The organism is Microbacterium sp. NPDC028030 (genome assembly GCF_040637855.1).
GTDB lineage: Bacteria > Actinomycetota > Actinomycetes > Actinomycetales > Microbacteriaceae > Microbacterium.
Map to the genome: position 1 here is coordinate 576247 of NZ_JBEZXF010000001.1, position 25208 is coordinate 601454.

The 25208-nt window shown below is 67.7% G+C and carries 27 protein-coding genes and 3 tRNA genes; 15 read left to right on the top strand and 15 right to left on the bottom strand.

Annotated features, from left to right (window positions below; translation table 11 throughout):
- Position 1: 1 nt before the first annotated feature.
- The 5 genes from AB0E56_RS02770 to AB0E56_RS02790 are packed head-to-tail and all read right to left on the bottom strand — an operon-like array spanning position 2 to position 4816.
- The gene (locus AB0E56_RS02770) at positions 2 to 904 is read right to left on the bottom strand and encodes a BadF/BadG/BcrA/BcrD ATPase family protein (RefSeq protein ID WP_359796547.1); all 903 of its coding nucleotides are present in this window, start codon (positions 902 to 904) and stop codon (positions 2 to 4) included.
- Positions 901 to 1650, bottom strand: a complete 750-nt coding sequence (locus tag AB0E56_RS02775) for a glucosamine-6-phosphate deaminase (RefSeq protein ID WP_359796548.1) — start codon at positions 1648 to 1650, stop codon at positions 901 to 903. Before AB0E56_RS02775 ends, AB0E56_RS02770 begins: the two co-directional genes overlap by 4 nt.
- Complete coding sequence (locus AB0E56_RS02780; RefSeq protein WP_359796549.1) at positions 1647 to 2480, bottom strand: carbohydrate ABC transporter permease; 834 nt, start codon at positions 2478 to 2480, stop codon at positions 1647 to 1649. The genes AB0E56_RS02775 and AB0E56_RS02780 overlap by 4 nt, the downstream gene beginning before the upstream one ends.
- Entirely contained in the window at positions 2477 to 3445 is a 969-nt protein-coding gene (locus tag AB0E56_RS02785; protein ID WP_359796550.1) for a sugar ABC transporter permease, read from the bottom strand. Before AB0E56_RS02785 ends, AB0E56_RS02780 begins: the two co-directional genes overlap by 4 nt.
- A 33-nt stretch (positions 3446 to 3478) precedes the next feature.
- Positions 3479 to 4816 (bottom strand): sugar ABC transporter substrate-binding protein, encoded by a 1338-nt coding sequence (locus tag AB0E56_RS02790; protein ID WP_359796551.1) that lies wholly within the window; start codon positions 4814 to 4816, stop codon positions 3479 to 3481.
- Positions 4817 to 4999: 183 nt separating this feature from the next.
- Here AB0E56_RS02790 and AB0E56_RS02795 point away from each other — a divergent pair, with 183 nt between their 5' ends.
- Positions 5000 to 5698, top strand: coding sequence for a GntR family transcriptional regulator (locus AB0E56_RS02795; protein WP_359796552.1), 699 nt, complete (start codon positions 5000 to 5002; stop codon positions 5696 to 5698).
- Between the two features lie 142 nt (positions 5699 to 5840).
- On the opposite strand, the gene AB0E56_RS02800 is transcribed toward AB0E56_RS02795, so the two are convergent.
- Positions 5841 to 5923 (bottom strand) — tRNA-Leu (locus tag AB0E56_RS02800).
- Positions 5924 to 6068: 145 nt separating this feature from the next.
- Between AB0E56_RS02800 and AB0E56_RS02805 the strand changes: the two genes are divergently transcribed.
- The 7 genes from AB0E56_RS02805 to pknB are packed head-to-tail and all read left to right on the top strand — an operon-like array spanning position 6069 to position 14920.
- Positions 6069 to 6794 carry a DUF3662 and FHA domain-containing protein gene (locus AB0E56_RS02805; protein WP_359796553.1) on the top strand — a complete coding sequence of 242 codons (726 nt, stop codon included), beginning with the start codon at positions 6069 to 6071 and terminating at the stop codon, positions 6792 to 6794.
- Positions 6791 to 7309: an FHA domain-containing protein gene (locus AB0E56_RS02810; RefSeq protein WP_359796554.1), complete on the top strand. Its 519-nt coding sequence runs from the start codon at positions 6791 to 6793 to the stop codon at positions 7307 to 7309. Before AB0E56_RS02805 ends, AB0E56_RS02810 begins: the two co-directional genes overlap by 4 nt.
- Positions 7310 to 7316: 7 nt before the next feature.
- Positions 7317 to 8618 (top strand): PP2C family serine/threonine-protein phosphatase, encoded by a 1302-nt coding sequence (locus tag AB0E56_RS02815; RefSeq protein ID WP_183151408.1) that lies wholly within the window; start codon positions 7317 to 7319, stop codon positions 8616 to 8618.
- A complete protein-coding gene (locus tag AB0E56_RS02820; protein ID WP_183151407.1) occupies positions 8615 to 10000 on the top strand; it encodes an FtsW/RodA/SpoVE family cell cycle protein in 1386 nt (461 codons plus the stop codon). Before AB0E56_RS02815 ends, AB0E56_RS02820 begins: the two co-directional genes overlap by 4 nt.
- Positions 9997 to 11451, top strand: coding sequence for a penicillin-binding transpeptidase domain-containing protein (locus tag AB0E56_RS02825; protein WP_359796555.1), 1455 nt, complete (start codon positions 9997 to 9999; stop codon positions 11449 to 11451). The genes AB0E56_RS02820 and AB0E56_RS02825 overlap by 4 nt, the downstream gene beginning before the upstream one ends.
- Positions 11448 to 13184, top strand: a complete 1737-nt coding sequence (locus AB0E56_RS02830) for a protein kinase (RefSeq protein ID WP_359796556.1) — start codon at positions 11448 to 11450, stop codon at positions 13182 to 13184. The genes AB0E56_RS02825 and AB0E56_RS02830 overlap by 4 nt, the downstream gene beginning before the upstream one ends.
- Positions 13185 to 13228: 44 nt before the next feature.
- A complete protein-coding gene (pknB, locus tag AB0E56_RS02835; protein WP_359796557.1) occupies positions 13229 to 14920 on the top strand; it encodes a Stk1 family PASTA domain-containing Ser/Thr kinase in 1692 nt (563 codons plus the stop codon).
- Between the two features lie 31 nt (positions 14921 to 14951).
- Here pknB and AB0E56_RS02840 read toward each other — a convergent pair whose 3' ends face one another.
- The 3 genes from AB0E56_RS02840 to AB0E56_RS02850 are packed head-to-tail and all read right to left on the bottom strand — an operon-like array spanning position 14952 to position 16559.
- Entirely contained in the window at positions 14952 to 15584 is a 633-nt protein-coding gene (locus AB0E56_RS02840; protein ID WP_359796558.1) for an aminodeoxychorismate/anthranilate synthase component II, read from the bottom strand.
- Positions 15581 to 15736, bottom strand: a complete 156-nt coding sequence (locus tag AB0E56_RS02845; protein ID WP_183151403.1) for a hypothetical protein — start codon at positions 15734 to 15736, stop codon at positions 15581 to 15583. Before AB0E56_RS02845 ends, AB0E56_RS02840 begins: the two co-directional genes overlap by 4 nt.
- A gap of 28 nt (positions 15737 to 15764) precedes the next feature.
- Entirely contained in the window at positions 15765 to 16559 is a 795-nt protein-coding gene (locus tag AB0E56_RS02850; protein WP_359796559.1) for a class E sortase, read from the bottom strand.
- A 114-nt stretch (positions 16560 to 16673) separates the two neighbouring features.
- On the opposite strand from AB0E56_RS02850, the gene AB0E56_RS02855 reads away from it, so the two are divergent.
- On the top strand, positions 16674 to 16913 hold the full coding sequence (locus AB0E56_RS02855) for a cell division protein CrgA (RefSeq protein WP_359796560.1): 240 nt from the start codon (positions 16674 to 16676) through the stop codon (positions 16911 to 16913).
- 149 nt (positions 16914 to 17062) lie between these two features.
- Here the strand turns inward: AB0E56_RS02855 and AB0E56_RS02860 are convergent, their stop codons facing one another.
- Both AB0E56_RS02860 and AB0E56_RS02865 read right to left on the bottom strand, forming a co-directional pair.
- Positions 17063 to 17956 carry a rhomboid family intramembrane serine protease gene (locus AB0E56_RS02860; protein WP_359796561.1) on the bottom strand — a complete coding sequence of 298 codons (894 nt, stop codon included), beginning with the start codon at positions 17954 to 17956 and terminating at the stop codon, positions 17063 to 17065.
- 21 nt (positions 17957 to 17977) lie between these two features.
- Entirely contained in the window at positions 17978 to 18535 is a 558-nt protein-coding gene (locus AB0E56_RS02865; protein WP_359796562.1) for a peptidylprolyl isomerase, read from the bottom strand.
- A gap of 144 nt (positions 18536 to 18679) precedes the next feature.
- On the opposite strand from AB0E56_RS02865, the gene AB0E56_RS02870 reads away from it, so the two are divergent.
- Positions 18680 to 19186: a DNA helicase gene (locus AB0E56_RS02870; protein ID WP_359796563.1), complete on the top strand. Its 507-nt coding sequence runs from the start codon at positions 18680 to 18682 to the stop codon at positions 19184 to 19186.
- Positions 19187 to 19242: 56 nt separating this feature from the next.
- On the top strand, positions 19243 to 19698 hold the full coding sequence (locus tag AB0E56_RS02875; RefSeq protein ID WP_359798254.1) for a YbaK/EbsC family protein: 456 nt from the start codon (positions 19243 to 19245) through the stop codon (positions 19696 to 19698).
- A gap of 27 nt (positions 19699 to 19725) precedes the next feature.
- On the opposite strand, the gene AB0E56_RS02880 is transcribed toward AB0E56_RS02875, so the two are convergent.
- The gene (locus tag AB0E56_RS02880; protein WP_183151397.1) at positions 19726 to 20148 is read right to left on the bottom strand and encodes an NUDIX hydrolase; all 423 of its coding nucleotides are present in this window, start codon (positions 20146 to 20148) and stop codon (positions 19726 to 19728) included.
- Positions 20149 to 20192: 44 nt separating this feature from the next.
- Positions 20193 to 21788 carry an amidohydrolase gene (locus AB0E56_RS02885; protein ID WP_359796564.1) on the bottom strand — a complete coding sequence of 532 codons (1596 nt, stop codon included), beginning with the start codon at positions 21786 to 21788 and terminating at the stop codon, positions 20193 to 20195.
- A gap of 116 nt (positions 21789 to 21904) precedes the next feature.
- Here AB0E56_RS02885 and AB0E56_RS02890 point away from each other — a divergent pair, with 116 nt between their 5' ends.
- The 4 genes from AB0E56_RS02890 to AB0E56_RS02905 all read left to right on the top strand — a co-directional run bounded on the left by AB0E56_RS02890 (position 21905) and on the right by AB0E56_RS02905 (position 24978).
- Positions 21905 to 22351: a hypothetical protein gene (locus tag AB0E56_RS02890; RefSeq protein ID WP_359796565.1), complete on the top strand. Its 447-nt coding sequence runs from the start codon at positions 21905 to 21907 to the stop codon at positions 22349 to 22351.
- Positions 22352 to 22431: 80 nt separating this feature from the next.
- Positions 22432 to 23556: a Xaa-Pro peptidase family protein gene (locus AB0E56_RS02895; protein ID WP_359796566.1), complete on the top strand. Its 1125-nt coding sequence runs from the start codon at positions 22432 to 22434 to the stop codon at positions 23554 to 23556.
- A gap of 35 nt (positions 23557 to 23591) precedes the next feature.
- Positions 23592 to 23966, top strand: a complete 375-nt coding sequence (locus AB0E56_RS02900; RefSeq protein WP_359796567.1) for an HNH endonuclease signature motif containing protein — start codon at positions 23592 to 23594, stop codon at positions 23964 to 23966.
- Between the two features lie 73 nt (positions 23967 to 24039).
- The gene (locus AB0E56_RS02905; protein ID WP_359796568.1) at positions 24040 to 24978 is read left to right on the top strand and encodes a hypothetical protein; all 939 of its coding nucleotides are present in this window, start codon (positions 24040 to 24042) and stop codon (positions 24976 to 24978) included.
- A 39-nt stretch (positions 24979 to 25017) separates the two neighbouring features.
- Here the strand turns inward: AB0E56_RS02905 and AB0E56_RS02910 are convergent.
- Together AB0E56_RS02910 and AB0E56_RS02915 are read right to left on the bottom strand one after the other, a co-directional pair.
- Positions 25018 to 25090: transfer RNA gene (locus AB0E56_RS02910), tRNA-Ala, on the bottom strand.
- Between the two features lie 26 nt (positions 25091 to 25116).
- Positions 25117 to 25190 (bottom strand) — tRNA-Ile (locus AB0E56_RS02915).
- Positions 25191 to 25208 lie beyond the last annotated feature (18 nt).

A 25208-nucleotide genomic window follows, 5' to 3' on the forward strand; every position in this document is an offset into this window, starting at 1 on the left:
CTTACTCCTTCACTGCGATGAGACCGGCGAACGCCGGTCGGATAGATGCGTCCTCGGCGATGACGCGCGCACCCTCGAGGGCGGCATCGGCTCGAACGAGGACGTCGTCGACAGGCAGACCGATGTGGCCGAGCGCTGCGCGGACTTCTTCGACGAACAGAGGAGCGCGCACCAGGCCGCCGGTCAACCCGATGGGCCCATCGGAGATCCGGGCGGCGCGGATGGACTGAGCGAGTTCGGAGGCGGCGGCTCTGACGATGTCGTGCGCGACGGAGTCGCCCTCGGCCGCTGCTCGGATCACGTCGGGGGCGAACTCCGCGACGAACTTCGGGGGCGGCACCGAGCCCATGGCCTGGAGGTAGATGTCCGACGGGGTGCCGAGACGCTCGCTGTGGCCGGCGAGCGCTGTGGGTTCTCCGCGTCCTTCGAGAGCATCGAGAGCTGCCTGGAGACCCCGTTGGCCGATCCAGAACCCGCCGCCGACGTCGCCGAGCAGGTAACCGCGAGCGTCGATGCGCCGCGGCGAGGCACCGGTGTCGATACCGAGCGCAGCGACCCCGGTTCCACAGATCACGACGGTGCCAGGGCGCGCGCCGACCGTGCCGAGGAACGCGGTGACGGCATCTGCCGCGACCACCACGCTGCGGGCGCCGAGCGCTTCCTTCAGATGTGCCGCGAGGGCGTGTGGAGCGTCTGAGCCGTCGACGAATCCGGACAACCCGACACCCACGTGCTCGGCCCGCGTGCCCTCAGGGACGTGAGCGGCGATGCGCTGCGCGAGCGAACGGACGTGCTCTTCGCTCGTGAGTGCCGTGACGCCGAGGGAGAAGCCGACGACCTCGCCCTCGTCCCCACGCACGCGGAGCCCGGTTTGCCCGATGTCGATGGCGAGAGCGCCGTTCATGCGTCGCCCCCGTCCCTCGCGGGAGGCCGGAGCTGCGAGGCGGCATCCTCGTCGAGGAACCACGTGACGTCCGCGTGGTCGCGGAGGACGCTCGCGGGCATCGCCTCGGTGCGCGGTCCGTCGATCGCCGCAGCGACCGCTGCCGCCTTGTCGACCCCCGAGACGACGACGACGATTCGGCGCGCGTTCAGGATGGTGCGGACTCCCTGCGTCACGCTGCGGTGGGGGACTTCGGCAAGGGAGCCGAAGAAGCGGGCGTTCGCTTCGCGCGTCGACTCGTCGAGGTCGACGACCCGGGTGAGGGAGTCGAACGACGAGCCCGGTTCGTTGAATCCGATGTGGCCGTTCCTCCCTACTCCCAGGATCTGCAGGTCGATGCCCCCGTTGTCCGCGATGAGTTCGTCGTAGGCGGCGGGGTCGGCGCCGTCCGGCACGTGCACACGCGCCGGGGGGACGCGGAGGGGATGGGCGACTTCCCGTTCGACGACGGCACGATAGCTCTCCTGGTGTCCGTCGGGCAGCCCGATGTACTCGTCCAGCGCGAACAGCGTCACCTCCGACAGGTCCAGCTGACGTCGGGCCATCTCTCGATAGACGGGGCCGGGAGAGGAGCCCGTCGCGACTCCCAGAGTGCGCAGACCGCCGGAGTGCAGGAGCGCTTCGATGACGTCGACCGCCGCCGATGCCGCCGCCGTGGCCGTCCGGTGCGTCACAGCCACGGACTTCCGCGCGGTGATGCCGGTCACTTGACCCCTCCGAACGACAGACCACGGGCCATGTGCTTGCGGACGATGATCGCGAAGATGACGATGGGCAGCGCACCGATGACGCCGGCGGCGGTGAGTCGGGCCCAGTTGGTGCCGAAGAAGCTCAGGAAGCCCGCGATGGTCACGGGAACCGTCTGGCTGTCGCCGCTGGTCAGGACGAGGGCGTACAGGAACTCGTTCCACGACTGGATGAGCGCGAGCACGAACGTCGCGAACGCGGCGCCCCAGACGTTCGGGAGCACGCACCGGAACAGGGTGCGCCACTCGCCGAGTCCGTCGATCATCGCCGCCTCACGGATCTCGCGCGGGAAGGCGACGAGGAACGAGCGGAAGATCAGCACCGCGAGAAGGATCGCGTAGAAGGAGTGCACGATCGTGAGCCCCACCGGGTTGCCGGTCAGCCCGATGCCGAAGAACGCCCGATAGAACGGCGTCAGCGTGAGCACAGGGGGAACCGTCGTCAGCAGGAGGATCGCGAGCGTCACGCGCGCAGACCACGCGGACTCCGGTGGCCACACCTGGGTCGTCAGGTAGGCGAGGGGCAACCCGACGACGATGCCGACGACACTGCTGATGATGGCGACGACGGCGCTGACGACCATGGCCTGCCCCATCCCGCCGTCGACCCAGGCGCTGACGTAGCTGCCGAACTGGGGGACGAAGAACCAGACCGGCTCACGGCTGAACGCGTCGACGTCGCTCTTCAGAGACGTGCTGACCAGCCAGACGACCGGGAGGATGCACCAGATGACGAAGACGTAGACCGCGGCGACGCGGAGGGTGTGCAGGATGTTGCGGCGCGTTTTCATCGGCGTGCCTTCCAGATTCGCAGGCCCATGAGGCGCGTGGCAGTGGGGAACAGGACGACCAGGACGACCAGGGAGACGAGGGCGCCCACGGTCGTCGCGTACCCGATGTCGAAGGTCTCGAAACCGAGTCGGTAGACGTAGTTGCTGATGGCGAGGGTCGATGTGCCTGGTCCGCCCTTCGTCATGGTGTTGACGATGGCGAACGTCTTGACGGCATCGATGACGCGAAGGAGCACGACGATCGACAACACGGGAGCGAGCATCGGCAGGGTGACGTTCCACAACAGGCGGAATCCTCCCGCGCCGTCGAGCTGCGCCGCCTCGAACGGAGACGGGTCGAGCGACTCGAGTCCGGCGAGCACGATGATCACGACGAATGGCGTGTTCTGCCAGACCTCGACGAGGATCACGGCGGCGAGCGCAGTGGCCGGGTCGGCGAGGAACGCATGACCGCCGATGCCGACGGTGTCGAGGAACCAGTTGATGAAGCCCGAAGTGGGATCCATGAGCAGGCGCCACATGAGACCGGCGACGACGGGCGTCAGCACCATGGGGATCAGGATGAGGGCGCGGAGCACCCCCTTGCCCGGAATGCGTCCGTGCAGGGCGAGGGCGATGGACACACCGAGGACGAGTTCGATGGCGACGGCCGCGACGACATAGACGAGGGTGACCCGGATGGAGCCGAGAAGCGTCGGGTCCGACAGCGCCCTGGTGAAGTTGTCCCACCCGACGAAGATGTCCTCGCTGCCGGGGCGGAGAAGGTTCTCGGCGTGGGTGACGAGGTTGGCTCCCTGCATGATGATGATCACCAGCAGAGGGACGATCACGATGAGGGCGGGGAGTGCGAGGCTCGCTTGAGCGAGCCTGGGCCGGAGGGACTTCCGGCGAGGTGGACGCCGGAACGGAGGGTCGTCGACTCTGGTTTCCGCATCGGGACGTGGAGGCGTCAGGAGCTTGGTCATCGTCTTTCTTCTTCCGTTCCGGCGTCCGTGGTCTCAGCCGAGCTGAGTCTCGAGTGCTTTCTGAGCGGCGGTCAACGCGTCTTTCGCGTCCGCTTCTCCCGCCAGGGTCCGCGACAGCGCCTGGCCGACCTCGGTGATGATGGCGTTGGCGTCGGTGCCTGCGGGGAGGTAGTCGACGTTGCCGGTGGCCAGCTGCTCGAGGAGCGCGTCCTTGAACGGCCCGTACTTCTCGTCGTAGGCGGGGCTCTCCAGGACGGAGTCGAGCGTGACCCCCACGGCCTCGGTCGTCTCGACGGCGTTGTTCTGCACTTCCTCGCTCGTCGCCCAGGTCATGAACTGGTAGGCCGCGTCCTTCTTCTGGGAGAAGGAGCTGAGGTACAGCGCGTGCACGTTGAGGGAGTTGTCGGTGTTGCCGCTGGTGGGCGGGTCGGAGATGGCGTACGGGATCGGTGCGTATCCGACCTTGCCCGCGACGACGCTGGCCTCGGTGTCTTCGTTGAAGGGACCGTTGGCGGTGGCGTCGATGGTCATCGCGGCGGTGCCCTGCGTGAAGGCGATGCGGTTCTGCTCCCAGTCGAAGTTGCCGACTCCGGAGGGGCCGTACTCCTTGAGCAGGTCAGCCCAGAACTGGGTCGCTTCGACGGCCTCGGGCGAGTCGACGGCCAGGGTGTCCCCGTCGTAGAAATCGCCGCCGAAGGCGCGGAGGAACCCCGCCCACGGGTACACGCTCTGGATGCCCGGAGCTCCACGGAGGGTGATGCCTGCGACCTCGCCGCCCGATCCCTCGCTGATGGTCTTCGCTGCCGCTCGCAGGTCGTCCATGGTGGTGGGCGGCCCGTCGATGCCGTACTCCTCGAAGAGATCGGTTCGGTACATCAGCCAGGTGCTCTCGCCGTAGACGGGAAGGCCGAACGTGGCATCGTCCTTCTGCATGGGGGCGAGGTACGGCTGGTAGAAGTCGTCGAGCGCGACGAAGTCGGATTCGTAGTCGGACAGGTCGTCGATGTAACCGGACTCGAAGTAGCCGGTGCCGTAGGTGTTGTCTGTGAAGACGACGTCGTAGTCGCTGGACTTCTGGCTGAAGTTCAACAGGATCTTGGCGGCCTGGTCGCTGTACGGCACCGTCTCGATGTTGACTTTGATGCCGGTCTGCTCCTCGAAGTCGGGCAGCAGCTCCTTCCAGTTGTCGGTGTAGGAGATGTCTTCGGCGAGGACGTTGATAGTCACGCCGCTGCCGTCGCCGTCTCCGTCCGAGCCGGACGGTGCGCAGGCGGTGATGCTTCCGGCAGCCGTCGCGAGACCGACGAAACCGGCGCCGATGCGGACGGCGAGCCGTGGTGCACGCGAGCGGGCGGGTGTTGCAGCGCTCATGGGATCCTCCGTTGGAAAGTGGTGCATTCGGGTGGGGTCTTGAATACCATAGGGTAGAAGTAGCACCCTAGGGTTACAAGGAAGTTACACCGTCCCTCGGACATCCGCAATCACGTTCCGGACCGGATCCGACGGCCGATGCGTGATAGTTATGGTGCTGGCTCTCACGCGAAAGGAGGGGATGTGGCGGCGAAGTACGAGCTCGTGATGAAAGAGCTCTCTGCGGAGATCGCGCAGATGCGTGCAGGAGATCAGCTGCCCACCGAGCAGCAGCTCGCTGCCCGGTTCAACGTCTCCTCGATGACGGTGCGACGGGCGCTCGAGGCGCTCGCCCACGCGAAGAGGATCGTCGGCATCCGAGGCAAGGGGACCTTCGTCGCCGAGCCCGCTCTGACCAAGCGCATGACTCTGGCCTCGTTCACCGATTCCATGCGCGCAGCGGGGCGGACGGCCCGTGCGGAGGTCCTGTCCGCCGGCATCGCCCCGGCTGCGCCCGAGGTCGCCGCGGACTTCGGGCTCGAGGGGACCACATCGGTCTACACGGTCGAACGTCTGCGGTTCGGGGATGACACGCCGCTGAGCATCGACCGCTCTCTTCTTCCCGCCGCGCTCTTCCCGAACCTGCTGGGCAACGATCTCACCGGTTCGCTGTACGAGATCCTCCGCCGGCGGTACGACGTGCACCTCACCCGCGCATCTTCGCGAGTGGCCGCTGTCCTGCCGACCGCACGAGAAGCGGAGCTGCTCGACATCACCCTCGACCAGCCGTGCCTCCGCGTCGTCGCCCGAGGCAGTCTCGGCGACGGCAGGGTCGCGGAAATCACCCGCTCGATCTACCGCGGCGACCTCTATGAACTCCTGATCGAGCCCGAAGACTCCTGACGAGAGGTCGCGACACGGCTGCCGTGGTGATCGCTCCCGCGAGGGGATGGCGTCGACAACCGGAAGAGCCGGCCAGAAGCATCTTCTGACCGGCTCTTTTCCTTGAGGAGCACTCGAGGCTGAAAAGAATTCAGCCTTCGTGTGCGCGAGGGGGGACTTGAACCCCCACGTCCTTACGGACACTGGCACCTGAAGCCAGCGCGTCTACCATTCCGCCACTCGCGCGAGTGTCTCGTTCCGAAGAACTCAACTTCCCGAGGATATCACGCGATTTCACCCCCTGTTGCACACCCCCGGACGTCGATCGGCGGCGTTCCCCCAGGTCACCTGACTACGATGTGTCTACCGGTCGGCATGCCAGAGGAGCCCAGTGGGACTACTTGACAGCTTTGAGAAGGGTCTCGAGCGCGCAGTGAACAGCGCGTTCGCGAAGACCTTCCGCAGCGGCATACAGCCGGTGGAGATCGCCTCTGCGCTCCGCCGCGAAGCCGACACGAAGGCCGCGGTCGTGAGCCGCGACCGCATCATCGCGCCCAACAGCTATGTGGTGCGTCTGAGTACCGACGACGCGGAGCGGATGCGCGGCCTGGGCGGCGCTCTCACCGATGAACTGCTCGCTCTCATGACCACCCACGCCAAGGCCCAGGGCTACAGCTTCGCCGGCCCCCTCTCGATCACGCTCGAAGCCGACGAGAAGGTCGCGACGGGAACCGTGCGCGTGAACTCCGGCACGGTGGAAGGTCGCGTCAGCTGGCAGGCCGTCGTCGACGTCGACGGTCGCCGCCACGCGATCACCCGCGCCCGCACCGTGATCGGTCGGGGAACGGATGCCGACATCACGATCGCCGACGCCGGATCGAGCCGGAAGCACGTCGAGATCCTGTGGGACGGCGAGCGCGCCATGATGCGCGACCTCGGATCCACCAACGGCACGAAGGTCAACGGGCAGAAGCTCCGCGAGGCCGCGCTCCCCAGCGACACCACGATCACCATCGGCCGTACCGAGCTGGTGTTCCGCATCGTCCCGGTGGCCGCACCTTCGCGCCCCGCCCCACGTGGCGACGACGCCACCCGCGCGTTCGGAGGCCTCGGTTGAGCGAGCTGATCCTCCTCCTGCTCCGCATCGGGTTCCTCGTCCTGATGTGGTTCTTCGTGTTCGGCGTGGTGTACTCGCTGCGCGCCGATCTCTTCGGCGTGCGCGTGCGCAAGCTTCCGGCCGAGGCCACAGCGGGGGCACCCGCAGCGGCACCGGCACCCGCCGCGCCCGCCGCGAAGCCGGCCTCGTCCCGTCCCTCCACGGGACCCGCGACCGTCGCGACGGCCAAGCGCCTCGTGATCACCTCGGGCCCGAAAGCCGGCCTGGAACTCCCGCTCAGCGCCGATTCGCTCACGATCGGCCGCTCGAGCGAGTCCGCCCTCGTGATCCGCGACGACTACACGTCCAGCCACCACGCGCGCCTGATGCTGCGCGGCGACGCCTGGGCGATCCAGGACCTCGACTCCACGAACGGCACCTTCGTCGCGGGCCAGCGCGTCGGATCCTCTCCTGTGTCCCTCTCGCTCGGAACCCCCATCAAGGTGGGCGCCACGACCTTCGAGCTGCGAGCCTGACCCCGGCATGGTCTTCGAGGGCTCGAGCGTCGCGATCTCCCACACCGGGAAGGTCCGCTCCAACAACCAGGATTCCGGCTACTCCGGAGCGAACCTGTTCGTCGTCGCCGACGGCATGGGCGGCCACGCCGGCGGAGACGTCGCCTCGAGCATCGCGATCCAGCGGTTGGAGCCCCTCGACCAGGCGTATGCCTCGACCGAAGATGCTCAGGCGTCGTTGCAGGCGGCGGCGACCACCGCTGCGGGCGACCTCATCCGCGCGGCCAAGGATCGCCCGGAGCTCGCCGGCCTCGGGACCACCGTCAGCGCGATCATCATGGTCGACGAGTATGCGGTCATCGGCCACATCGGAGACTCCCGCATCTACCTGTACCGCGACGACGCGCTCACGCAGATCACGGCAGACCACACCTTCGTGCAGCGGCTCGTCGACTCGGGGCGCATCACCCCGGAAGAGGCCAGGTACCACCCCCGCCGGTCCGTGCTCATGCGCGTGCTCAGCGACATGGACTCCGACCCCGAGCTCGACATGTTCGTCATGCACACCCAGCCGGGCGACCGGTGGCTGCTGTGCTCCGACGGTCTGTCCGGCGTGGTCGACGAGCCCCACATCCTCAAGGCCATGCAGCTCGGTCTCGCTCCCGGTCGCACGGCTGACAACCTCCTCAAGCAGGCGCTCGACGGCGGTGCACCCGACAACGTCACGATCGTCCTGGTCGATGTCGGCGGACAGCATCCGATCCACTCCGGCACACCGACCATCGTCGGCTCGGCCTCGAACCCCGACGGCGTGTACGTGCCGCCGGTGCGCCCGCCGCGCGGCAACTGGCTGCACCCGGTGCGTCAGGCCGCGAATGAGCCGAGCCACTTCGAGCCAGCGCCCGAATACCTCGAAGAGCTCATCGAAGAAGACCGTCGTCGTGCGAAGCGGCGGCGTCTCGGCTGGATCGCGGGAGCGCTCGTGGTCGTCGCGATGCTGGCGGTCGCCGCCTTCGCCGCCTACAGCTGGACGCAGACGCGCTACTTCATCGGCGCCGACGACGACAGCGTCGTGATCTTCCAGGGCGTGCAGCAGAACATCGGCCCGATCACCCTGTCGACACCGGTCGAAGACACCGACATCCTGCTGGCGAACCTCCCGCCGTATCAGCGGGCGTCGGTCGAGCGCACCATCACGGCACGCTCCCTGTCAGACGCGATGGCGATCGTCGACCGGCTGCGCGCGGGTGCCGATGCGAACGCGATCCCCACCCCGCTTCCGACGCCGCTGCCGACCCCGACCGACACGCCCGCAGGCGGTGAGGGATGAGCACCGACCTCCAGGCGGACACCACCGTCATCAAGGCACTGAAGCGTCTGCGTCTGCCCCAGACGCAGCGCAACCGCGAGTTCTGGCTTCTGCTGTTCGCCTGCGCGATCAGCGGCGCAGCTCTCACCCTCGTGCAGCTGGGCGCGCTCGGAGTCATCGACCCGATGATCCTCGCGATCGGCGGAGGCCTCGCCGCGCTCGCCTTCGCCCTGCACATCGTGCTGCGCTTCGTCGCCGCCGACGCCGATCCGTTCGTGGTGCCGATCGCCACCCTGCTCACCGGGCTCGGCATCGCGATGATCTACCGCATCGACATCGCGTACGAGAACACCGGGTGGGACGCGTACTCCACGAAGCAGCTCGCCTGGACGGCGATCTCCCTCGCCGGTGCGATCGCGGTCGTGATCCTGCTCCGCAACTACCGGATCCTCTTCCGCTACACGTACATCTTCGGCCTCGCCGGAATCCTGTTGCTGCTGCTGCCGTTCGTCCCCGGCCTGCGCATCGCAGACGCGAACGCAGCCGTCTGGGTGTCTCTCGGCGGGGTCTTCGCCTTCCAGCCGGGCGAGCTCGCGAAGATCTGCCTCGCGATCTTCTTCGCCGGCTACCTGGTGCGCACGCGCGAGAGCCTCACCTCGGTCGGCAAGCGAGTGCTCGGCATCACGTGGCCGCGGATGCGCGAGCTCGGGCCCGTCCTGGTCGTCTGGATCATCTCCCTCGGCATCATCGTGTTCCAGCGCGACCTCGGCACGGGAACACTGATCTTCGGCATGTTCGTCGCGATGCTGTACGTCGCGACCGGCAAGACGAGCTGGGTGCTGATCGGTCTGACCCTGGTGGTCGCTGGTGTCGCGGTGGCGACGCAGATCCTCAGCTACGTCCACGGTCGTTTCATCAACTGGCTGTTCCTGTTCGACGCGAACCAGGTCGACCCCGACGGCGCCGGTTATCAGCCCATGCAGGGGCTCTTCGGCCTCGCCCGCGGCGGACTCATCGGCACGGGGTGGGGCCAGGGTCGTCCGGAGGTGACTCCGCTCGCCCACAGCGACTACATCATCACCAGCCTGGGAGAAGAGCTCGGCCTCATCGGGCTCTTCGCGATCCTGTGTCTCTACATGGTGTTCGTCAGCCGCGGCATGCGCATCGGTCTCGCGGGGCAGGACGACTTCGGCAAGCTGCTCGCGACCGGACTCTCGTTCACGATCGCACTGCAGGTGTTCATCATGGTCGGCGGCGTGACCCGTCTGATCCCGCTGACCGGCCTGACGACGCCGTTCCTCGCCGCCGGCGGTTCCTCGCTCGTGGCGAACTGGCTCATCGTGGCGCTGCTGCTGCGTATCTCCGACGGCGTCCGCCGCCAGCCGAGGGTGGTGATCGGATGACGAGAGAGCTCCGTCGTCTCAGCATCGTGATGCTGTTCATGTTCGTGGCCCTGTTCGCGGCGACCAGCTGGATCCAGGTCGTCGAAGCCGACAGCCTCGCCCAGAACAGCAACAACACGCGCACCCGGCTCGACAGCTATGAGATCCAGCGCGGGTCGATCATCGTCGACGGCGCCGCGATCGCGAACTCGGTTCCGAGCGACGACCGCTACCAGTTCCAGCGGGTCTACACCGATGCGGCGATGTGGGAGCCGGTCACCGGGTACTTCAACGCGGCACTCGACTCGCGGACCGGCATCGAGCAGGCGATGAACGCCGATCTCTCCGGCACCGGGAGCAACGCGCTGCTCGGCGAGATCGAGCGCATCCTCTCGGGTCAGCCGCAGCGCGGCTACAGCGTCGAACTGTCTCTCGACACCGCCGCGCAGCGAGCCGCCTTCGAAGCCCTCGACGGCCTCCAGGGCGCCGTCGTCGCCATGGACCCGAAGACCGGGCGCATCCTCGCCATGGTCTCCACCCCTGGGTTCGACACGAATACGATGGCGACGCACGACGCGGATGCGGCGAACGCCACTCACGATCAGCTCGCCGCCGACCCCGGAAAGCCGCTGTCCAATCGGGCGATCGCCGGTGACCTGAACCCGCCGGGCTCCACCTTCAAGGTCGTCGTCGCGGCCGCAGCATTCGCCAGCGGAAACTGGACGCCCAGCTCGACACTCCCGAACCCCGCCTCGTACACGCTCCCCGGCTCCGCGAACCGCGTGTCCAACGCGTGGGGCAGTGCCTGCGGCCCCGGGGCCACCGTCACGATCGCGGAGGCCATCCGTCTCAGCTGCAACATCCCGATGGCCGAGCTCGCGGTCGAGCTCGGCGACGACGCGATCCGCGAGATGGCGGAGAAGCTGGGATTCAACCAGTCGTTCGACACGCCGTTGACCTCGACGGCCTCGAGCTACCCCCGTGCGCTCGACGATGCGCAGACCGCCCTGACCGGATTCGGGCAGGGGCAGGTCACCGCGACACCGCTGCAGATGGCCATGGTCTCCGCCGGCCTCGCGAACGACGGAGCGGTCATGAACCCGCGGATGGTGGACGCCGTGATCGGCAACGATCTGTCGGTGATCAAGGCCTTCGAGGACAGCGAGTTCGGCCGCGCGATGGAGGCGGATGTGGCGAACGACGTCACCGCGGCCATGGTCGCGAGCGTCGCTACGGGCGCGGCGCAGGGTGCAAGAATAGACGGGATCGACGTGGCCGGTAAGACGGGCACCGCAGAGAACGGAAACAGGCCGCACACGTTGTGGTTCACCGGCTTCGCGCCGGCGGACGACCCCGCGGTCGCAGTAGCGGTCGTCGTCGAAGACGGCGGCGGACAGGGACAATCAGGCAGCGGCGACACCATCGCCGCTCCGATTGCGAAGAAGGTCATAGAGGCGGTGCTGGGCAGATGAGGCCGACGCAGGGTGTGTCGTTCGGTGGTCGTTACGAGCTGCAGTCGCGTATCGCGATCGGTGGCATGGGCGAGGTGTGGGAGGCGACGGATCACGTCATCGGACGCACCGTCGCCATCAAGATCCTCAAGGACGAGTACATGGGGGACCCCGGGTTCCTCGAGCGGTTCCGCGCGGAGGCCCGGCACGCAGCGCTCGTCAACCACGAGGGCATCGCCAGCGTGTTCGACTACGGCGAGGAGAACGGCAGTGCCTACCTCGTCATGGAGCTCGTGCCCGGTGAGGCCCTCTCGACCGTGCTCGAGCGCGATGGCGCGCTGAGCGCCGACAAGACGCTCGACATCGTCGCGCAGACGGCATCCGCCCTGCAGGCTGCACACGCCGCCGGTCTCGTGCACCGCGACATCAAGCCGGGCAACCTGCTGATCACGCCCGACGGCCGCGTGAAGATCACCGACTTCGGCATCGCCCGCATCGCCGACCAGGTGCCGCTCACCGCGACCGGCCAGGTCATGGGCACCGTCCAGTACCTCTCGCCCGAGCAGGCGTCAGGACACCCGGCCTCTCCCGCGACCGACACCTACTCGCTCGGCATCGTCGCGTACGAGTGCCTGGCGGGCAAGCGTCCGTTCACGGGTGAGTCGCAGGTGGCGATCGCGATGGCGCAGATCAACGAGCAGCCGCCGCCGTTGCCGCCGACCGTGCCGATCCCGGTCCAGAACCTCGTCATGGCGATGATCGCCAAGAAGCCCGCCGACCGTCCGTCGTCCTCGGCGACCGTGGCGCGTGCCGCGCAGGCGTTGCGCCGGGGAGACCTGAACTCCGCGGCGATCGCCGTGCCCGCCATCGCATCCGGCGGCGTCGCGTCCGACGACGACGCGACCCGGATGCTGACGGCGTCTGGTGACGACGGCACCACCCGCATCCTCCCCACCACCGCCCAGCTTCCCACCGAAGACGCAGCGGAGGAGCCGAAGAAGAAGCGCAGCAGGTGGACGTGGCCGTTGATCGCGCTGATCGCGCTCCTGGTGATCGTGCTCGGCGGAACGTTGTGGGCGATGCTCGCGAACCAGGGCGGCGACGATCCCGATCCGACGAGTCCGCCGCCCAGCTCCCCGTCGCAGTCGCCGACGCCGTCGGACACACCGACTCCTGAGGTGACCCGCGTCGACGTGACGGCCCTCAACCTGGTCGGGATGGACTGCGGCACCGCGACGTCGACCCTGAAGAACGCCGGCTTCGACAGCGACATCACCTGCGCGGACGGCGACCCTGCCGCCACCGATGACAAGGTCGGCACGGTCTACCGCGTCGCCCCCTCGGGGAACGTCGAGACCACGCAGCCGATCGCGCTGACGGTCTACGCACCGCGGGCGGCCCTGCCGACGCCGACCGATGCGCCGACGATCACCGGAGACCCGGTGGCCGGCAGCACCGTGAGCATCGCCTGGGGCACCGGATTCACGTGCCCGAGCGGCACCACGCTCTCGGGTTACGTCGTGTCGCTGCAGAACGGGACGTTCGTCTCCGGAGGACCGAACTTCCAGCCGACGCAGCGCAACACGCAGGTGCAGGTCGCCGACGCCGCGGGTCAGCAGCTCATCGTCACGTACCAGGGCATGTGCTCCGGTGGCGATCAGCGCACCTCCGCCGCCTCGCCGCCGCTGTCGGTGCCGATCGTCGCCGCGCCCGACCCCGGCGAGGGTGACGACGGCGGCGAAACCGCCGGGTAGCCTGTAGTTCCAGCTCAGTCGAAGTCGTTTCCAGGGGGTAGTACGTGTCCACAGAGCCACGAGTCATCGCGGGCCGATACCGCGTCGACGAGCTCATCGGGCATGGCGGCATGGCGAAGGTCTACCGCGGGTACGACCTGACTCTCGGCCGTGAGGTCGCGATCAAGATCCTCGATCCCGAGCTCGCGCGCGACACGGCGTTCCGCACGCGGTTCCGGCTGGAGGCCCAGGCGGCGTCGCGGATGTCGCATCCCTCGATCGTGCGCGTGTACGACGCGGGCGACCCCTCGACCAACGACGCCTCGTCCGACGAGCTGCCGTACATCGTGATGGAGCTGGTCAAGGGAACCCTGCTCAAGAAGATCATCGCCGACGGTCCGGTGCCCGTGGAAGATGCGGTGCGCTACGTCGACGGCATCCTCGAAGCCCTCGACTACTCGCACCGTGCGGGCGTGGTGCACCGCGACATCAAGCCGGGCAACGTCATGGTGACCGACAAGGGCCAGGTCAAGGTGATGGACTTCGGCATCGCACGCGCGGTGTCCGACTCGTCCTCGACCGTCGCCGAGACCACGCAGATCATCGGCACCGCGGCCTACTTCTCGCCGGAGCAGGCCAAGGGCGAGCCGGTCGACGCCCGCGCCGACCTGTACTCCACCGGCGTCGTGCTGTACGAGCTGCTCACCGGCCGTCAGCCCTTCCGCGGTGAGTCTCCCGTCGCCGTCGCTTACCAGCATGTGAGCGAGACCCCGATTCCGCCGAGTGAGGTGAACGAGAACGCCCCGGGCGCACTGGACCCGATCGTGCTGCGGGCTCTCGCGAAGGATCCGTACCAGCGATACCCGGATGCCGCGCACTTCCGCGCCGCCCTCGACTCCGCCGTCGCGGGCAACGCTCCGACGCGCAAGGAGCTCGGTGCGCTGACGAGCGAGCTGTACGGGCCGAGCCCGCGGCAGGCTCAGGAGACGGCGCGGTCCCTGCGACAGCTCAGCACCGACACCACCATGACCCGCACCCAGTCGGGTCCGCCGGTCGCCTGGATCTGGGCGGGCGTCGCTCTGCTCGCCGTACTGCTGGCGTCCGTGCTGTTCTGGGTGGTCACGATCAGCATGCGGCCGCCGGAGGTCCCCAGCACATCACGCATCGTGCCGAACCTCGTCAACGTCTCGTCCGAGCGCGCGCAGGACGATCTCGCCAAGCTCGACCTCACCGCGAAGATCGTGATCGAATCCAGCCCGGACATCGCCGAGGGCAACGTGATCCGCACCGACCCCGAGGCAGGAGTCTCGGTCGAGGAGGGTTCGACCGTCACCGTTCATGTCTCCTCCGGGGTCGAGACGGTGACGGTGCCGAAGATCGAGGGCATGGCCCTTGCCGACGCCACGAAGGCCCTGGAGACCGCGGGGCTCGAGCTCGGCACGGTCATTCAACGCAACGACAAGGCCCTGGCAGCGGGGACCGTGATGTCCGCCAGCGAGGACGCGGACAGCGAGGTGGCCCCTGGAACCGTCGTGAACGTCGAGGTCGCGAGCGGAAAGGTGACGCTGACCAACCTCGTCGGCTGGACCGTCGATGCCGCCACCACGAATCTCACCGATCTTGGATTGAACCCGGTTCCGGTCGAGGAGGCGGATTGCCCCGCGACCGAGCCGACGACCGTGCACTCGATGTCGATCGCGCCCGGAGACGTTCCGATCGGATCGTCGGTCGAGCTGCGGTACTGCTCCGGGAGCTGAGCCGCCGAGCGTCGCCCTGAGCGATTCTGGGTCAGCGTGACAGCGGGTGCAGGTTCTCCGCACGGGCCACGGCATCCTGCGCGCCGCACAGCTCCAGCCAATTGGCCAAGAGCCGGTAGCCGCCCTCGGTGAGCACACTCTCGGGGTGGAACTGCACTCCCCACAGCGGCAGCTCCCGGTGGGCGAGCCCCATGACCGTTCCGCTCTCGGTCCACGCCGTGGCGACCACATCGGGCGGGAGGTCGGCCTCCGCGAGCGCCAGGGAATGATAGCGGCCGGCGTCGAACGGGGAGGGGATGCCCGCGAACAACGCCGATCCGTCGTGCGCCACAGCCGAGACCATCCCGTGCATGAGCTCCGGCGCCTCGCCGACCTGTGCGCCGAAGGCTTCGCCGATCGTCTGGTGGCCGAGGCAGACACCGAGGGTCGGCGTGCGCAGGCGTGCCGCGATCCGCACGGCTGCGACGGATGCGCCGGCGTCGGCAGGACGACCGGGCCCGGGGGAGAGCAGCAGGGCATCGTGGGAGGGCACCAGCCGCTCGAGGTCGCCGGCGTCCACGGCGTCCGACTCGACGATCGCGGTCTCCGCTCCGAGTTCGTGGAGGTAGCCGACGAGCGTGTGCACGAAGCTGTCGTGGTTGTCGACCACGAGCACGCGGGTCATTCGACGTCGACCTCGCCGGGGGAGATGATCGGGCTCACCCACGGGAAGACATACCAGAACAGACCGTAGAGGATGGCGGCGACGACGATCACCAGGATCAGCACGCGCAGCCACCACGGACCGGGCAGCAGGCGCCAGAGTGCGGCGTACATCAGTCTTCTCCCTCGTGAACGTCCATGGTCATACCGATGGGGCGGCAGGAGGCGGGGGCGGGTCGGTCAGTGCACTGGGCGGTCCCTCTGCGCGCGGCTGGAAGCTCTCGAAGACCCCGTAGGCGACGATGCGCTCGGCGAGCGAGTACAGCGGCGAGCAGGCCGTGAGCGTGATGTACTGCTCGCCGGTCTGCTGCTCAGGCATCTGGGGAACATCGGCGAGCACGTCGGTCTGCGTCGGCTTGACGTACTCGAGCGTCCGGAACCGGTACGTGTACCACCCGTCGGGCGTCTCGACGACGATCGCATCGCCGAGCTGCAGCTTGTCGAGCTGATTGAACGGCTTGCCCCACGTGGTCCGGTGTCCGGCCATCGAGAAGTTGCCGACCTCGCCGGGCATCTTCGAATCCTTGTAGACCCCAATCCCCTTCTGGTCCAGCGTACGAGCGCGGCTCGTGCCTCCGTAGATCCCGAAGTTGTAGTCGGCGCCGAAGCGGGGGATGTGCATCTGTGCGAACCACGCTCCATCGGCGGGCGCGGCCGGCACGGGCGGGACGTACGTGGGGGTTCCCTCGTCATCCTCGACCACGGGCGGCAGCTCGGGCGCTTCTGCCTGGGCCAGTTGCTGCGAGATGGCCGCACCCTCGTCGTTCTTCTGAGCGGCGATGATGATGTCGCCGATCCACATCTGCCAGGCGACGAACAGCAGGACGATCACTCCGGCGGTGAGCAGGAGTTCGCCGAGCACGCTCGCGAAAGTGGCGCGGGAGCGCGGTCGCTCTCGTCGCGGGCGTCGCCCCCCAGGCACGACGGTTGCGGTCATGCCGTGATCATATCCGTCATCGCTGAACAGAGCCGCCGGATCGGCGCCACGAGAGGCGGCGCACCGCACTCGGGGCTCTCGGCGCGGCACAGATGTCTTGGGTACAATGACGGCATGGCACGTGACCGCAAGACCGAAGAACCCGTCGTCGAGCGCGCCGAGGGCGAAGCAGCTCCCAACGCCGTTTGGTTCAAGCCGGTGATGATCGGCTTCATGCTGCTCGGTCTCGCCTGGATCCTCGTGTTCTACATCTCGGGCATGCAGTTCCCCATCCCGGGGCTCGACAACTGGAACCTCGCCATCGGTCTCGGGATCGCCCTGATCGGCTTCCTCATGACCACCCGCTGGCGCTGACGCCACTCCTTCTTCTCGAAAGGCCCCTCGCATCGCGAGGGGCCTTTCTTCATGCTGGAGCCAGAGTTATCCACAGCCCTCTCCACAGCCTGGGGAGAATTACACCGGTGTTATTCACAGGGGTTAACAACCCTGTTAACAACTCCGGATCAGGCCAAAAGGAGCAGGGGCGGAATGAAGGCGACGATCACGAGCAGCAGTACGACCAGCGCAGCGAGGAGCACGATCTGCCACGTGCGCTGGTCGCGGCGCTTCGTCCGGGTGTAGATGAGGGCGACCAGTGCGCCGACGATCGCGCCACCCAGGTGGGCCTGCCAGGAGATCCCGCCGACGAACAGGCCGAAGGCGAAGTTGATCCCGAGGATGACGAGGATCCCCGTGACGTTGGCGCCGATGTGACGTCCGATGATGAGCAGCGATGCCAAGAGGCCGAAGATCGCGCCGGATGCGCCGACCGTCCACGACCCTGGAGCGAGGAGCGCGACCATCACCGACCCGCCGAGGCCGCTGATCAGATACATCGCCAGGAAGCGGACACGACCGAGCATCGGTTCGAGGCTCTGCCCGAGCATCCACAGGGCGAGCATGTTCAGCGCGAGATGGATGAAGCCGCCGTGGACGAACAGGACCGTGAGCAGCCGCCACGGCTCGAAGGGCAGAGCGAAGAGGTTCGGGTAGAGGTAGGGCGCGAAGAAACCCAGTGCCTGGGTGATCGGCTGATTCATCCCCGGGATCAGCTGCACGAGTCCGATGAACGACGTCACGGCGAGCAGGGCGTAGGTGACGACGGGCCTTCCGCTCCTGGCCATCGTCATCGTCCCGGTGCCGCGACCGCCCCAGCGGCGAGCGGCCTTCTTCTGTGCCGGCGTGCGGTTCTTGCGTTCGGCGTTCATGCACTCCGGGCAGATGACGCCGACCGGCGCCTGTGTCTGACACTCGGGGCAGATGGTGCGCATGCACCGCTGGCAGAGCACGAAGCTCTGCCGATCCGGATGCCGGTAGCAGAAGTTTTCGCGATTGCTCGTGAACTCAGGCGTGGTCATCCGGATCGGCCGCAGCTGTCGTCAGGCCGCGACGATGTCGATCGACTGCAGCACCACGGGCTCGATCGGCTGATCGCCGGGACCCGTCTGCACGGCGCCGATCTTGTCGACGACGGCCTTGGAGGCGTCGTCGGCGACCTCGCCGAAGATCGTGTGCTTGCCCTGCAGCCACGGCGTCGGGTCGGTGGTGATGAAGAACTGCGAGCCGTTGGTGCCCTCGGGCTTGCCGGTGATGGCGTTGCGACGGAGGCCGGCGTTGGCCATGGCGAGGACGTAGGGCTCGTTGAAGTTGAGCTCCATGTTGATCTCGTCGTCGAAGTTGTAGCCGGGGCCGCCGACGCCCTTACCGAGCGGGTCGCCGCCCTGGATCATGAAGTTCGGGATGATGCGGTGGAAGATGACGTCCTTGTAGAGGGGGCCCTCGCCCGGCTTTCCGGTGGCGGGGTGCGTCCACTCCTGGGTGCCGTCGGCGAGGCCGACGAAGTTCTTGACCGTCTTCGGGGCGTGGTCGCCGAAGAGGTTGATGACGATGTCACCGTGGTTGGTGTGCAGGGTTGCGACGTGAGAAGCGTGGACCATGCCCTCATTCTCGCAGAGCTTTCGGTGAGTTCGCCCGGTGTACCGCGGATCGGACGAAGGCGCAAGGGCCGGGCGATTCCCGCCCGTCATCCAGCCTCTCGTGGCAAGATGGGGAACCCGTACTCCAATGGACAGGAGAGCATCGTGAGCCTCAGCCGCAAGCGGAAGAAGGAACTGCGTCGTCTTCAGCACGACGCGAACCAGCTCTGGGAGAACCAGCAGGTGCTCGTCGGCCACGCCGCTGACGTGGCCCGTGAGGCCGGTCGTCAGCTCGGCAACATCAATCGCGAGCAGGTCGTGCCGGTGATCCAGGACGCGTACAACCGTCGTGTCGCCCCGACCGTCGACCGCGGTGTGCAGTTCGGCAAGCACGTCGTCGACGACAAGGTCGTCCCGATCGTCGGCGGGGTCGTCGGATCGGCGCTCACCGCCTGGGACGTCGCGAACGCCAAGCGCCACGGGGTCTCGGCCCCCGCGCCTCGTGGCGCGTTCGGCAAGAAGCAGAAGTCGGGTCCCGGCCTCGGTTCGGTCATCGCGATCATCCTCGGTGCTGCGGCCGCGGTCGGCGTGCTCTACGCCGCATGGCAGACGCTGCGCGCGGATGACGAGCTCTGGGTCGCGGACGACCCGCTCTCCGCTCCCGACGCGTGAACACCTCTGATCCCGCCTCCGTCGCCTCCGGTGGCGGAGGCGATCAGCATGCACGGGTGCGCGATGCGGCCCGCGCGCGGGGCCTCGAGATCGAGATCCGCGAGCGGCCCGCTGCGGGCAGTCTCTTCGAGGCCGCGGAACTGCTCGGCATCCCTGCCTCGGGCATCGTGAAGACGCTGGTCGTGAAGCGGTCGGACGACACCTTCCTGTTCGCCCTCATTCCCGGCGGGCGATCGATATCCTGGCCGAAGCTGCGGGCCCTGGTCGGCGTGAACAAGCTGAGGCTTCCCGAGGCGGAACTCGCGCTCGCGGCGACCGGCTACGAGCGAGGAACCATCGTGCCGATCGGCAGCACGACCGATTGGCCGGTCTACGCGGACGAGTCGATCGTCGGCCAGCGGATCGCGATGGGGGCAGGCGCCCACGGCTACAGCCTGTTCGTCGAGGCAGACGACCTCATCGCCGCGTACGGCGCCACCGTCGCCGACATCTCCGTTCCCGAGGAACGCTGACCCCTCCGGTCGACGAAGGGTTCGGGATCAGATGATCCCCGCCATGCGCATCGCGATGTCGACGAGCTTCACCCGCTGCAGTTGGGCGACCGCCTTCAGGGAGAACCATTCCGCCATGTCGGTCGACCCGCCGGTCTCGAAGCGGAGCTTGCCACCCGTGACCTCGGCTCGATAGACGATGCGAAGCGTGTGCAGGGGGTCTGCGGCCTTCTGGACGCGACGGCCGGCCGGGATCACCCGAGAGTGGATGCCGAGGAGCTCTCCCACCTTGACGCTGTAGCCGGTCTCTTCCCGGAGTTCGCGACGAACCGCATCTTCCGGGGACTCCCCCGGCTCGAGACCGCCACCAGGCATGGTCCACGCGACCCGACGGCCCTCCGTCCAGCGCGCCAGCAACAGACGCCCGTCGTCATCGGTGACGACCGCGTACGCCGCGACACGCAGGTCCATGGCTCACACACTATCCGTCCGCAGGGACAGCCGATGACCGCGTGTCAGACGACCCGAGCCCCGCCGACGAAGGTCGCGCTCACCCGCGTCGCCGCGAGCTCGTCCGCCGGGACGGTGACGGGATCGCGGTCGACGACGATGAAGTCCGCGAGGAGTCCCGGCGCGAGGAGCCCGACCTCGTGCTCACTGAACAACTGCCAGGCGGCGTTCTCGGTGTGGGCCGCCAACGACTGCTCCCGCGTGACCGGTGTGCCTCCCGGCATCCGATAGCCGTTGCGGGTGGTGCGGGTCTCGGCCACCGCCATGTTCCGGAAGGGTTCGTTCGGCGTGACCCAGCCGTCGTTGTGGAAGGTCGCGCGGTGGCCTGCGGCGAAAGCGGCGCCGGCATCCGCCCAGGACCCGCCGTGCTCCGCACCGAAGAGGTCGTCCACCAGGACCTCACCCCAGTAGGTGATGTGATCGACGAAGAGGCTGACCGTGACGCCGAGGGAGGCCGCGCGTTCGAACTGCGCCGGGGTCATCGCGCCGCAGTGCTCCAGGCGGAACCGGTGATCGTCGAGGCCATGACGGGCGACGAGCTGCGCGTAGACATCGAGCGTCGCATCGATGGCCCTGTCGCCGTGGGCGTGACAGGCGAGCTGCCATCCGGCTGCTGCGTAGGGCTCGGCGATCACCTCGAGCTGCTCCGCCGTGTATTTCGCGCGTCCGATGTGGTGCGGCTCGAGGCCGAGGTCGCGGGTCGCCGGGGTGTCGAGGTAGGGGAAGGAGGTCGCGATGTTGCCGACCCAGGGCGACCCGTCCGACCAAGTCTTCACACCCGTCTGACGGACCACAGGGTCGTCGGCACCTCGCGCAGCGGGCGCGCCGCCCGGACGGGACATCTCGTACCAGCGCAATCGCACGGGCATCTGTCCTTGCGCGCGGAGGGCGTCGATGAGCGGATCGAGGTCGGTGTTCCACGACAGGTCCGACACCGTCGTGATCCCTCGGGACGCCAGGTCGCGCAGGTGCGCGGGCAGAATGCGGGGGAGATGCTCTCGGGCCTGCGCGAGCATCGGCGCGAGGACCAGCTCGACCGCCGCGGCCTCCAACGCGACACCGGTGAGTTCGCCGTCGGCGTCGCGACCGAACGAGGCTCCGGCCGGATCGGGAGTGTCTCGGTCGATGCCCGCCGCGAGCGCCGCCGCCGTGTTGAAGTACACGGAGTGGCCGGAGTTGTGGATCACGGTGAGAGGGACGTCGCCGGCGAGTTCGTCGAGGAAGCCCCGGTCGGGGTCAGGGAGTCCGCGCTGGAGCAGGGCGTCCCAGCCGTTCGCGAAGACCGCGTCTCCCCCGGCGTCCGCCACCGCTGCGCGAAGTGCTGCGAGCACGCCCTCGGCGTCCGGGATCACGACGGGACGGAGATCGACCACGAGATCGGAGAGCAGGATCGCGGAGAATCCGGGGTGTCCGTGCGGCTCGATCAGTCCCGGCATGACCCAGCCGTCCAGCGCCACGGTGTCGGCCTCCGGGAACCGCGTGTGAAGCTCAGCGGCGCCCCCGACTGCGAGGATCGTGCCGCCCTCGACAGCCATGGCCTCCGCTTCGGAGTCGACGCGGGGGACGAGGGGACGGATGCGGCCGGTGAAGATCGTCGTCATGGCGTCAGTCTGACAGCCGAGGCGACCGCGACGATCGATCACGAATCGAGAAGCGCGTCCTGGCGGGGAATCCGTAGTGTGATTCCCACATCGACAGCACACCGAGAGGACAGGTCATGGCGGAGAAAGAGAAGAACTTCAGCGCCGAGGAACGCGAGGCCATGCAGGCCGCCGCGAAGGAAGCACGGACTCGGCGTTCTCGGGCGAAGAAGTCGCCAGAGGAACTGCGAGCGGCGGGAGAAGCCGATCTCAAGGAGGCGATCGAGAAGCTGACGCCCGAGGACAAGGCTCTTGCCGAGAAGCTGCACACGCTCGTCTCCGAGGTCGCGCCGGAACTCGTTCCCCGCACCTATTACGGCATGCCCGCGTGGGGTCGAGACGGCAAGGTGCTGTGCTTCTTCCAGCCCGCGAGCAAGTTCAAGGTGCGTTACGGGACGTTCGGCTTCGAGCCGATCTCCAACCTCGACGACGGCACCGTGTGGCCGACCGCCTACGCCGTGACCGACCTGACGAAGAAGGACCTCGAGTTCCTGGCGGAGCGCATCCGCGTCGCGATCAGCTGACGACCACCGAACGTCGCAGGGGCTTCTTCCGTCGGAGGATCGGGTGCCCAGTGGGAGACGTGCGCAGTACCGTGGATGCCGTGAGCACATTGCCCTTCCCCGCCGCCGTGTACGCCGCCCGTCTCGCCAGGGCCTCATCGCTCGCCGCCGAGTCGGGGCTCGACGCCATCGTGGTCGGCCCTGGCCCCGATCTGCAGTACCTGCTGGGCGTGGAGGGCGACACCATCGAGCGGCTGACCGCCCTCGTGATCGGCCCGGCCGTGACGCCGACCGTCGTGGTGCCGCGGATGGAGCTGGCCAAGGTCCGCAGCACCGCCGTCGGGGAACTGGCCCTCGAGGTCGCCGACTGGGTCGACGGTGAGGACCCGTACGCGCTGGTGACCGCCGCCGTCGGCAGCGCCTCTCGGGTGGGAGTCTCCGACGCTCTGCCAGCACTGCATGTGATCCCCATCGGAGAGCGCCTCGGAGTGCGCCTGGAACTCGCGACCCCCGTGCTCCGCGACGGCCGCATGATCAAGGACACCGCAGAGATCGCCGAGCTGCGCCGCGCCGGTGAGGCGATCGACGCCGTCCACCGCCACGTTCCGCAGTGGCTTCGGGCAGGACGCACCGAACGCGAGGTCGCGGCCGACATCGCCGAGGCCATCGTCGCCGAAGGCCACCGTACGGTCGAGTTCGTGATCGTCGGGTCCGGTCCGAATGGTGCAGACCCGCATCATGAGGTCTCCGACCGCGTGATCGAGCAGGGCGACGTCGTCGTGGTCGACATCGGCGGTGCCGTGCCCAGCGGGTACAACTCCGACAGCACGAGGACCTACGTCGTCGGCACCCCCGACTCCGCAGCGGCCGAGCGGATCGCGGTTCTCGTCCGCGCGCAGCAGGCGGCAGTGGATGCCGTGCGTCCCGGCATCACCGCGGCCGAGGTCGATGCGGCCGCGCGCACCGTGCTCGTCGAGGCCGGCCTGGGTGAGGCGTTCCTGCATCGCACGGGTCATGGGATCGGCGTCTCGGTGCACGAAGAGCCGTACATCGCGCCGGGCAACGACCTCGTGCTGCGTGAGGGCATGGCGTTCAGCATCGAACCCGGTATCTACTTCGCAGGGGAGTGGGGCGCTCGCATCGAAGACATCGTGGTCGTCACGGCTGCGGGAGGCGAGCGGTTGAACGTCGCGCCGCACGAGCTCGTGTCGGTCGGCGCGGACTGACCGAGCTCCCGCGCCCGTCGCGGTAGCATCGGCCCATGCGTCGCCGCCGCAAGGTCTCTTCCGCCACCGCGTCTCCGGCGACCCGTGCCCGCTACGCCAAGCGACGTCAGGGGCGACTCGCCCGCGTCGACAACGACCTGACCGACGCCCAGTGGCACGACCTCATGGATGCATGGGGCGGGTGCGCGTACTGCGGTGGGGACGGCGCAGCCCTGCAACGCGACTGCATCCAGCCGATCTCTCGCGGCGGCCGATACACGCTCGACAACGTCGTCCCGGCGTGCGCGTCGTGCAACGCGAGCAAGCACAACGACGAGGTGACCGGATGGCTCCGCCGTAAGAAGCTCGACGAGCGCACCTTCCTCGTGCGTCACGCCACGATCCTGCGAGACCTGCGTCCCGTCGAGTGACGCCCCGGACTCGCAGCCGGGGTGGAGCTGCCCGCTGCTTCTGCCCGCGCCCAACAGAAAGTGAGCCCACTCCATGGCCAACAACGACCGGAACAACCGACAGGGAAAGCTCGGTGAACTCCGCGTGGCGGAGGTCTTCGTCCGAGCGGGATGTGCGGTCAACTTCCTGCCGTTCATGGATTTCGGTCTCGACCTCCATGTCCAACTTCCCGTGAGGATCCCCGAGGCAGACGATGAGTCCTGGCCGATGTCCGGCTTGACGGCGCATGTGCAGGTCAAGACGACGAGGACGACGAATTTGCCCGCGATCACACGAGAGACGGCAGCGGCGTGGCAGCTCGGTGCGCAAACGGGGACTCCGACGTTCGTCATCGCCGTCGTCACAGACGAGCAGGCATCCGTTCACTACCGCTTCTTCGATCCTCTCGTCGTCAAGCGGTACGTCGACAAGAGCAAGGGCGAGAGCTTCAGGCTGCCCATCAGCCGGGGGATCGTCGTTCAACCCGAAGAGCTGTACGAGCTCGTCTCGGAGTGGGTGCTCAAGGCCCGGTACCATCTGTCGGCCTCGATCGACTTCTTCTGGTCCGACGTGGACGCGGAGGTGTGGGACTCCGCACGAACGATGGTCTCGCAGTTGACGCTCATCCATGAACGAGCGTTCCGTTCTCCCTCGGAGTCTGCTCAGCTTCAGCCATGGGCCGATACGGCACGCACCCTCATGTCCGCCTACCTCGACGGGGCCGGGTATCCTCCGGAGACACTCGACGAGCCGTTCGGCGCTCAGGACGATTCGCTTCTCCATGTGATCGAGCAGGACGCCTTCGACAGGGTCAACGGTGGCGGCTCCGAGAAGCACGGATGGAACGAGTGGGTCGAGCCTCTGGCCTCGGTGTCGCCGGAGCGAGACGAGAGCGGCTCCCTCGCCTACCTCGCCGAGATCTGCCGTGCGTACGGTCGGGTCTCGAACCCCGACGGCCGTGTGCACTCACGGCCAGCGCATGGCGGCCGATGAGAAAAGCCCCCGGCGGCGGCCAGGGGCTTCTCGAACCTGTGGAGCCTAGGAGATTCGAACTCCTGACATCCTGCTTGCAAAGCAGGCGCTCTACCAACTGAGCTAAGGCCCCGTGAGGGTGTTTCTTGAATTGAGGAGTGGGGCTACCAGGACTTGAACCTGGGACCTCTTCATTATCAGTGAAGCGCTCTAACCGCCTGAGCTATAGCCCCGTCAACCTCCAAGACTTT

What these genes read in the sequence shown, in the direction of transcription:
- AB0E56_RS02905 (WP_359796568.1), top strand. Translation starts at nt 24,040, where the DNA reads ATGGCCAACAACGACCGGAACAACCGACAGGGAAAGCTCGGTGAACTC.
- AB0E56_RS02860 (WP_359796561.1), bottom strand. Translation starts at nt 17,956, where the DNA reads ATGACCACGCCTGAGTTCACGAGCAATCGCGAAAACTTCTGCTACCGG.
- AB0E56_RS02820 (WP_183151407.1), top strand. Translation starts at nt 8,615, where the DNA reads ATGAGCACCGACCTCCAGGCGGACACCACCGTCATCAAGGCACTGAAG.
- AB0E56_RS02785 (WP_359796550.1), bottom strand. Translation starts at nt 3,445, where the DNA reads ATGACCAAGCTCCTGACGCCTCCACGTCCCGATGCGGAAACCAGAGTC.
- AB0E56_RS02840 (WP_359796558.1), bottom strand. Translation starts at nt 15,584, where the DNA reads ATGACCCGCGTGCTCGTGGTCGACAACCACGACAGCTTCGTGCACACG.
- AB0E56_RS02790 (WP_359796551.1), bottom strand. Translation starts at nt 4,816, where the DNA reads ATGAGCGCTGCAACACCCGCCCGCTCGCGTGCACCACGGCTCGCCGTC.
- AB0E56_RS02900 (WP_359796567.1), top strand. Translation starts at nt 23,592, where the DNA reads ATGCGTCGCCGCCGCAAGGTCTCTTCCGCCACCGCGTCTCCGGCGACC.
- AB0E56_RS02855 (WP_359796560.1), top strand. Translation starts at nt 16,674, where the DNA reads ATGGCACGTGACCGCAAGACCGAAGAACCCGTCGTCGAGCGCGCCGAG.
- AB0E56_RS02770 (WP_359796547.1), bottom strand. Translation starts at nt 904, where the DNA reads ATGAACGGCGCTCTCGCCATCGACATCGGGCAAACCGGGCTCCGCGTG.
- AB0E56_RS02880 (WP_183151397.1), bottom strand. Translation starts at nt 20,148, where the DNA reads ATGGACCTGCGTGTCGCGGCGTACGCGGTCGTCACCGATGACGACGGG.
- AB0E56_RS02890 (WP_359796565.1), top strand. Translation starts at nt 21,905, where the DNA reads ATGGCGGAGAAAGAGAAGAACTTCAGCGCCGAGGAACGCGAGGCCATG.
- AB0E56_RS02865 (WP_359796562.1), bottom strand. Translation starts at nt 18,535, where the DNA reads ATGGTCCACGCTTCTCACGTCGCAACCCTGCACACCAACCACGGTGAC.
- AB0E56_RS02815 (WP_183151408.1), top strand. Translation starts at nt 7,317, where the DNA reads ATGGTCTTCGAGGGCTCGAGCGTCGCGATCTCCCACACCGGGAAGGTC.
- AB0E56_RS02830 (WP_359796556.1), top strand. Translation starts at nt 11,448, where the DNA reads ATGAGGCCGACGCAGGGTGTGTCGTTCGGTGGTCGTTACGAGCTGCAG.
- AB0E56_RS02885 (WP_359796564.1), bottom strand. Translation starts at nt 21,788, where the DNA reads ATGACGACGATCTTCACCGGCCGCATCCGTCCCCTCGTCCCCCGCGTC.
- AB0E56_RS02850 (WP_359796559.1), bottom strand. Translation starts at nt 16,559, where the DNA reads ATGACCGCAACCGTCGTGCCTGGGGGGCGACGCCCGCGACGAGAGCGA.
- AB0E56_RS02845 (WP_183151403.1), bottom strand. Translation starts at nt 15,736, where the DNA reads ATGTACGCCGCACTCTGGCGCCTGCTGCCCGGTCCGTGGTGGCTGCGC.
- AB0E56_RS02825 (WP_359796555.1), top strand. Translation starts at nt 9,997, where the DNA reads ATGACGAGAGAGCTCCGTCGTCTCAGCATCGTGATGCTGTTCATGTTC.
- AB0E56_RS02780 (WP_359796549.1), bottom strand. Translation starts at nt 2,480, where the DNA reads ATGAAAACGCGCCGCAACATCCTGCACACCCTCCGCGTCGCCGCGGTC.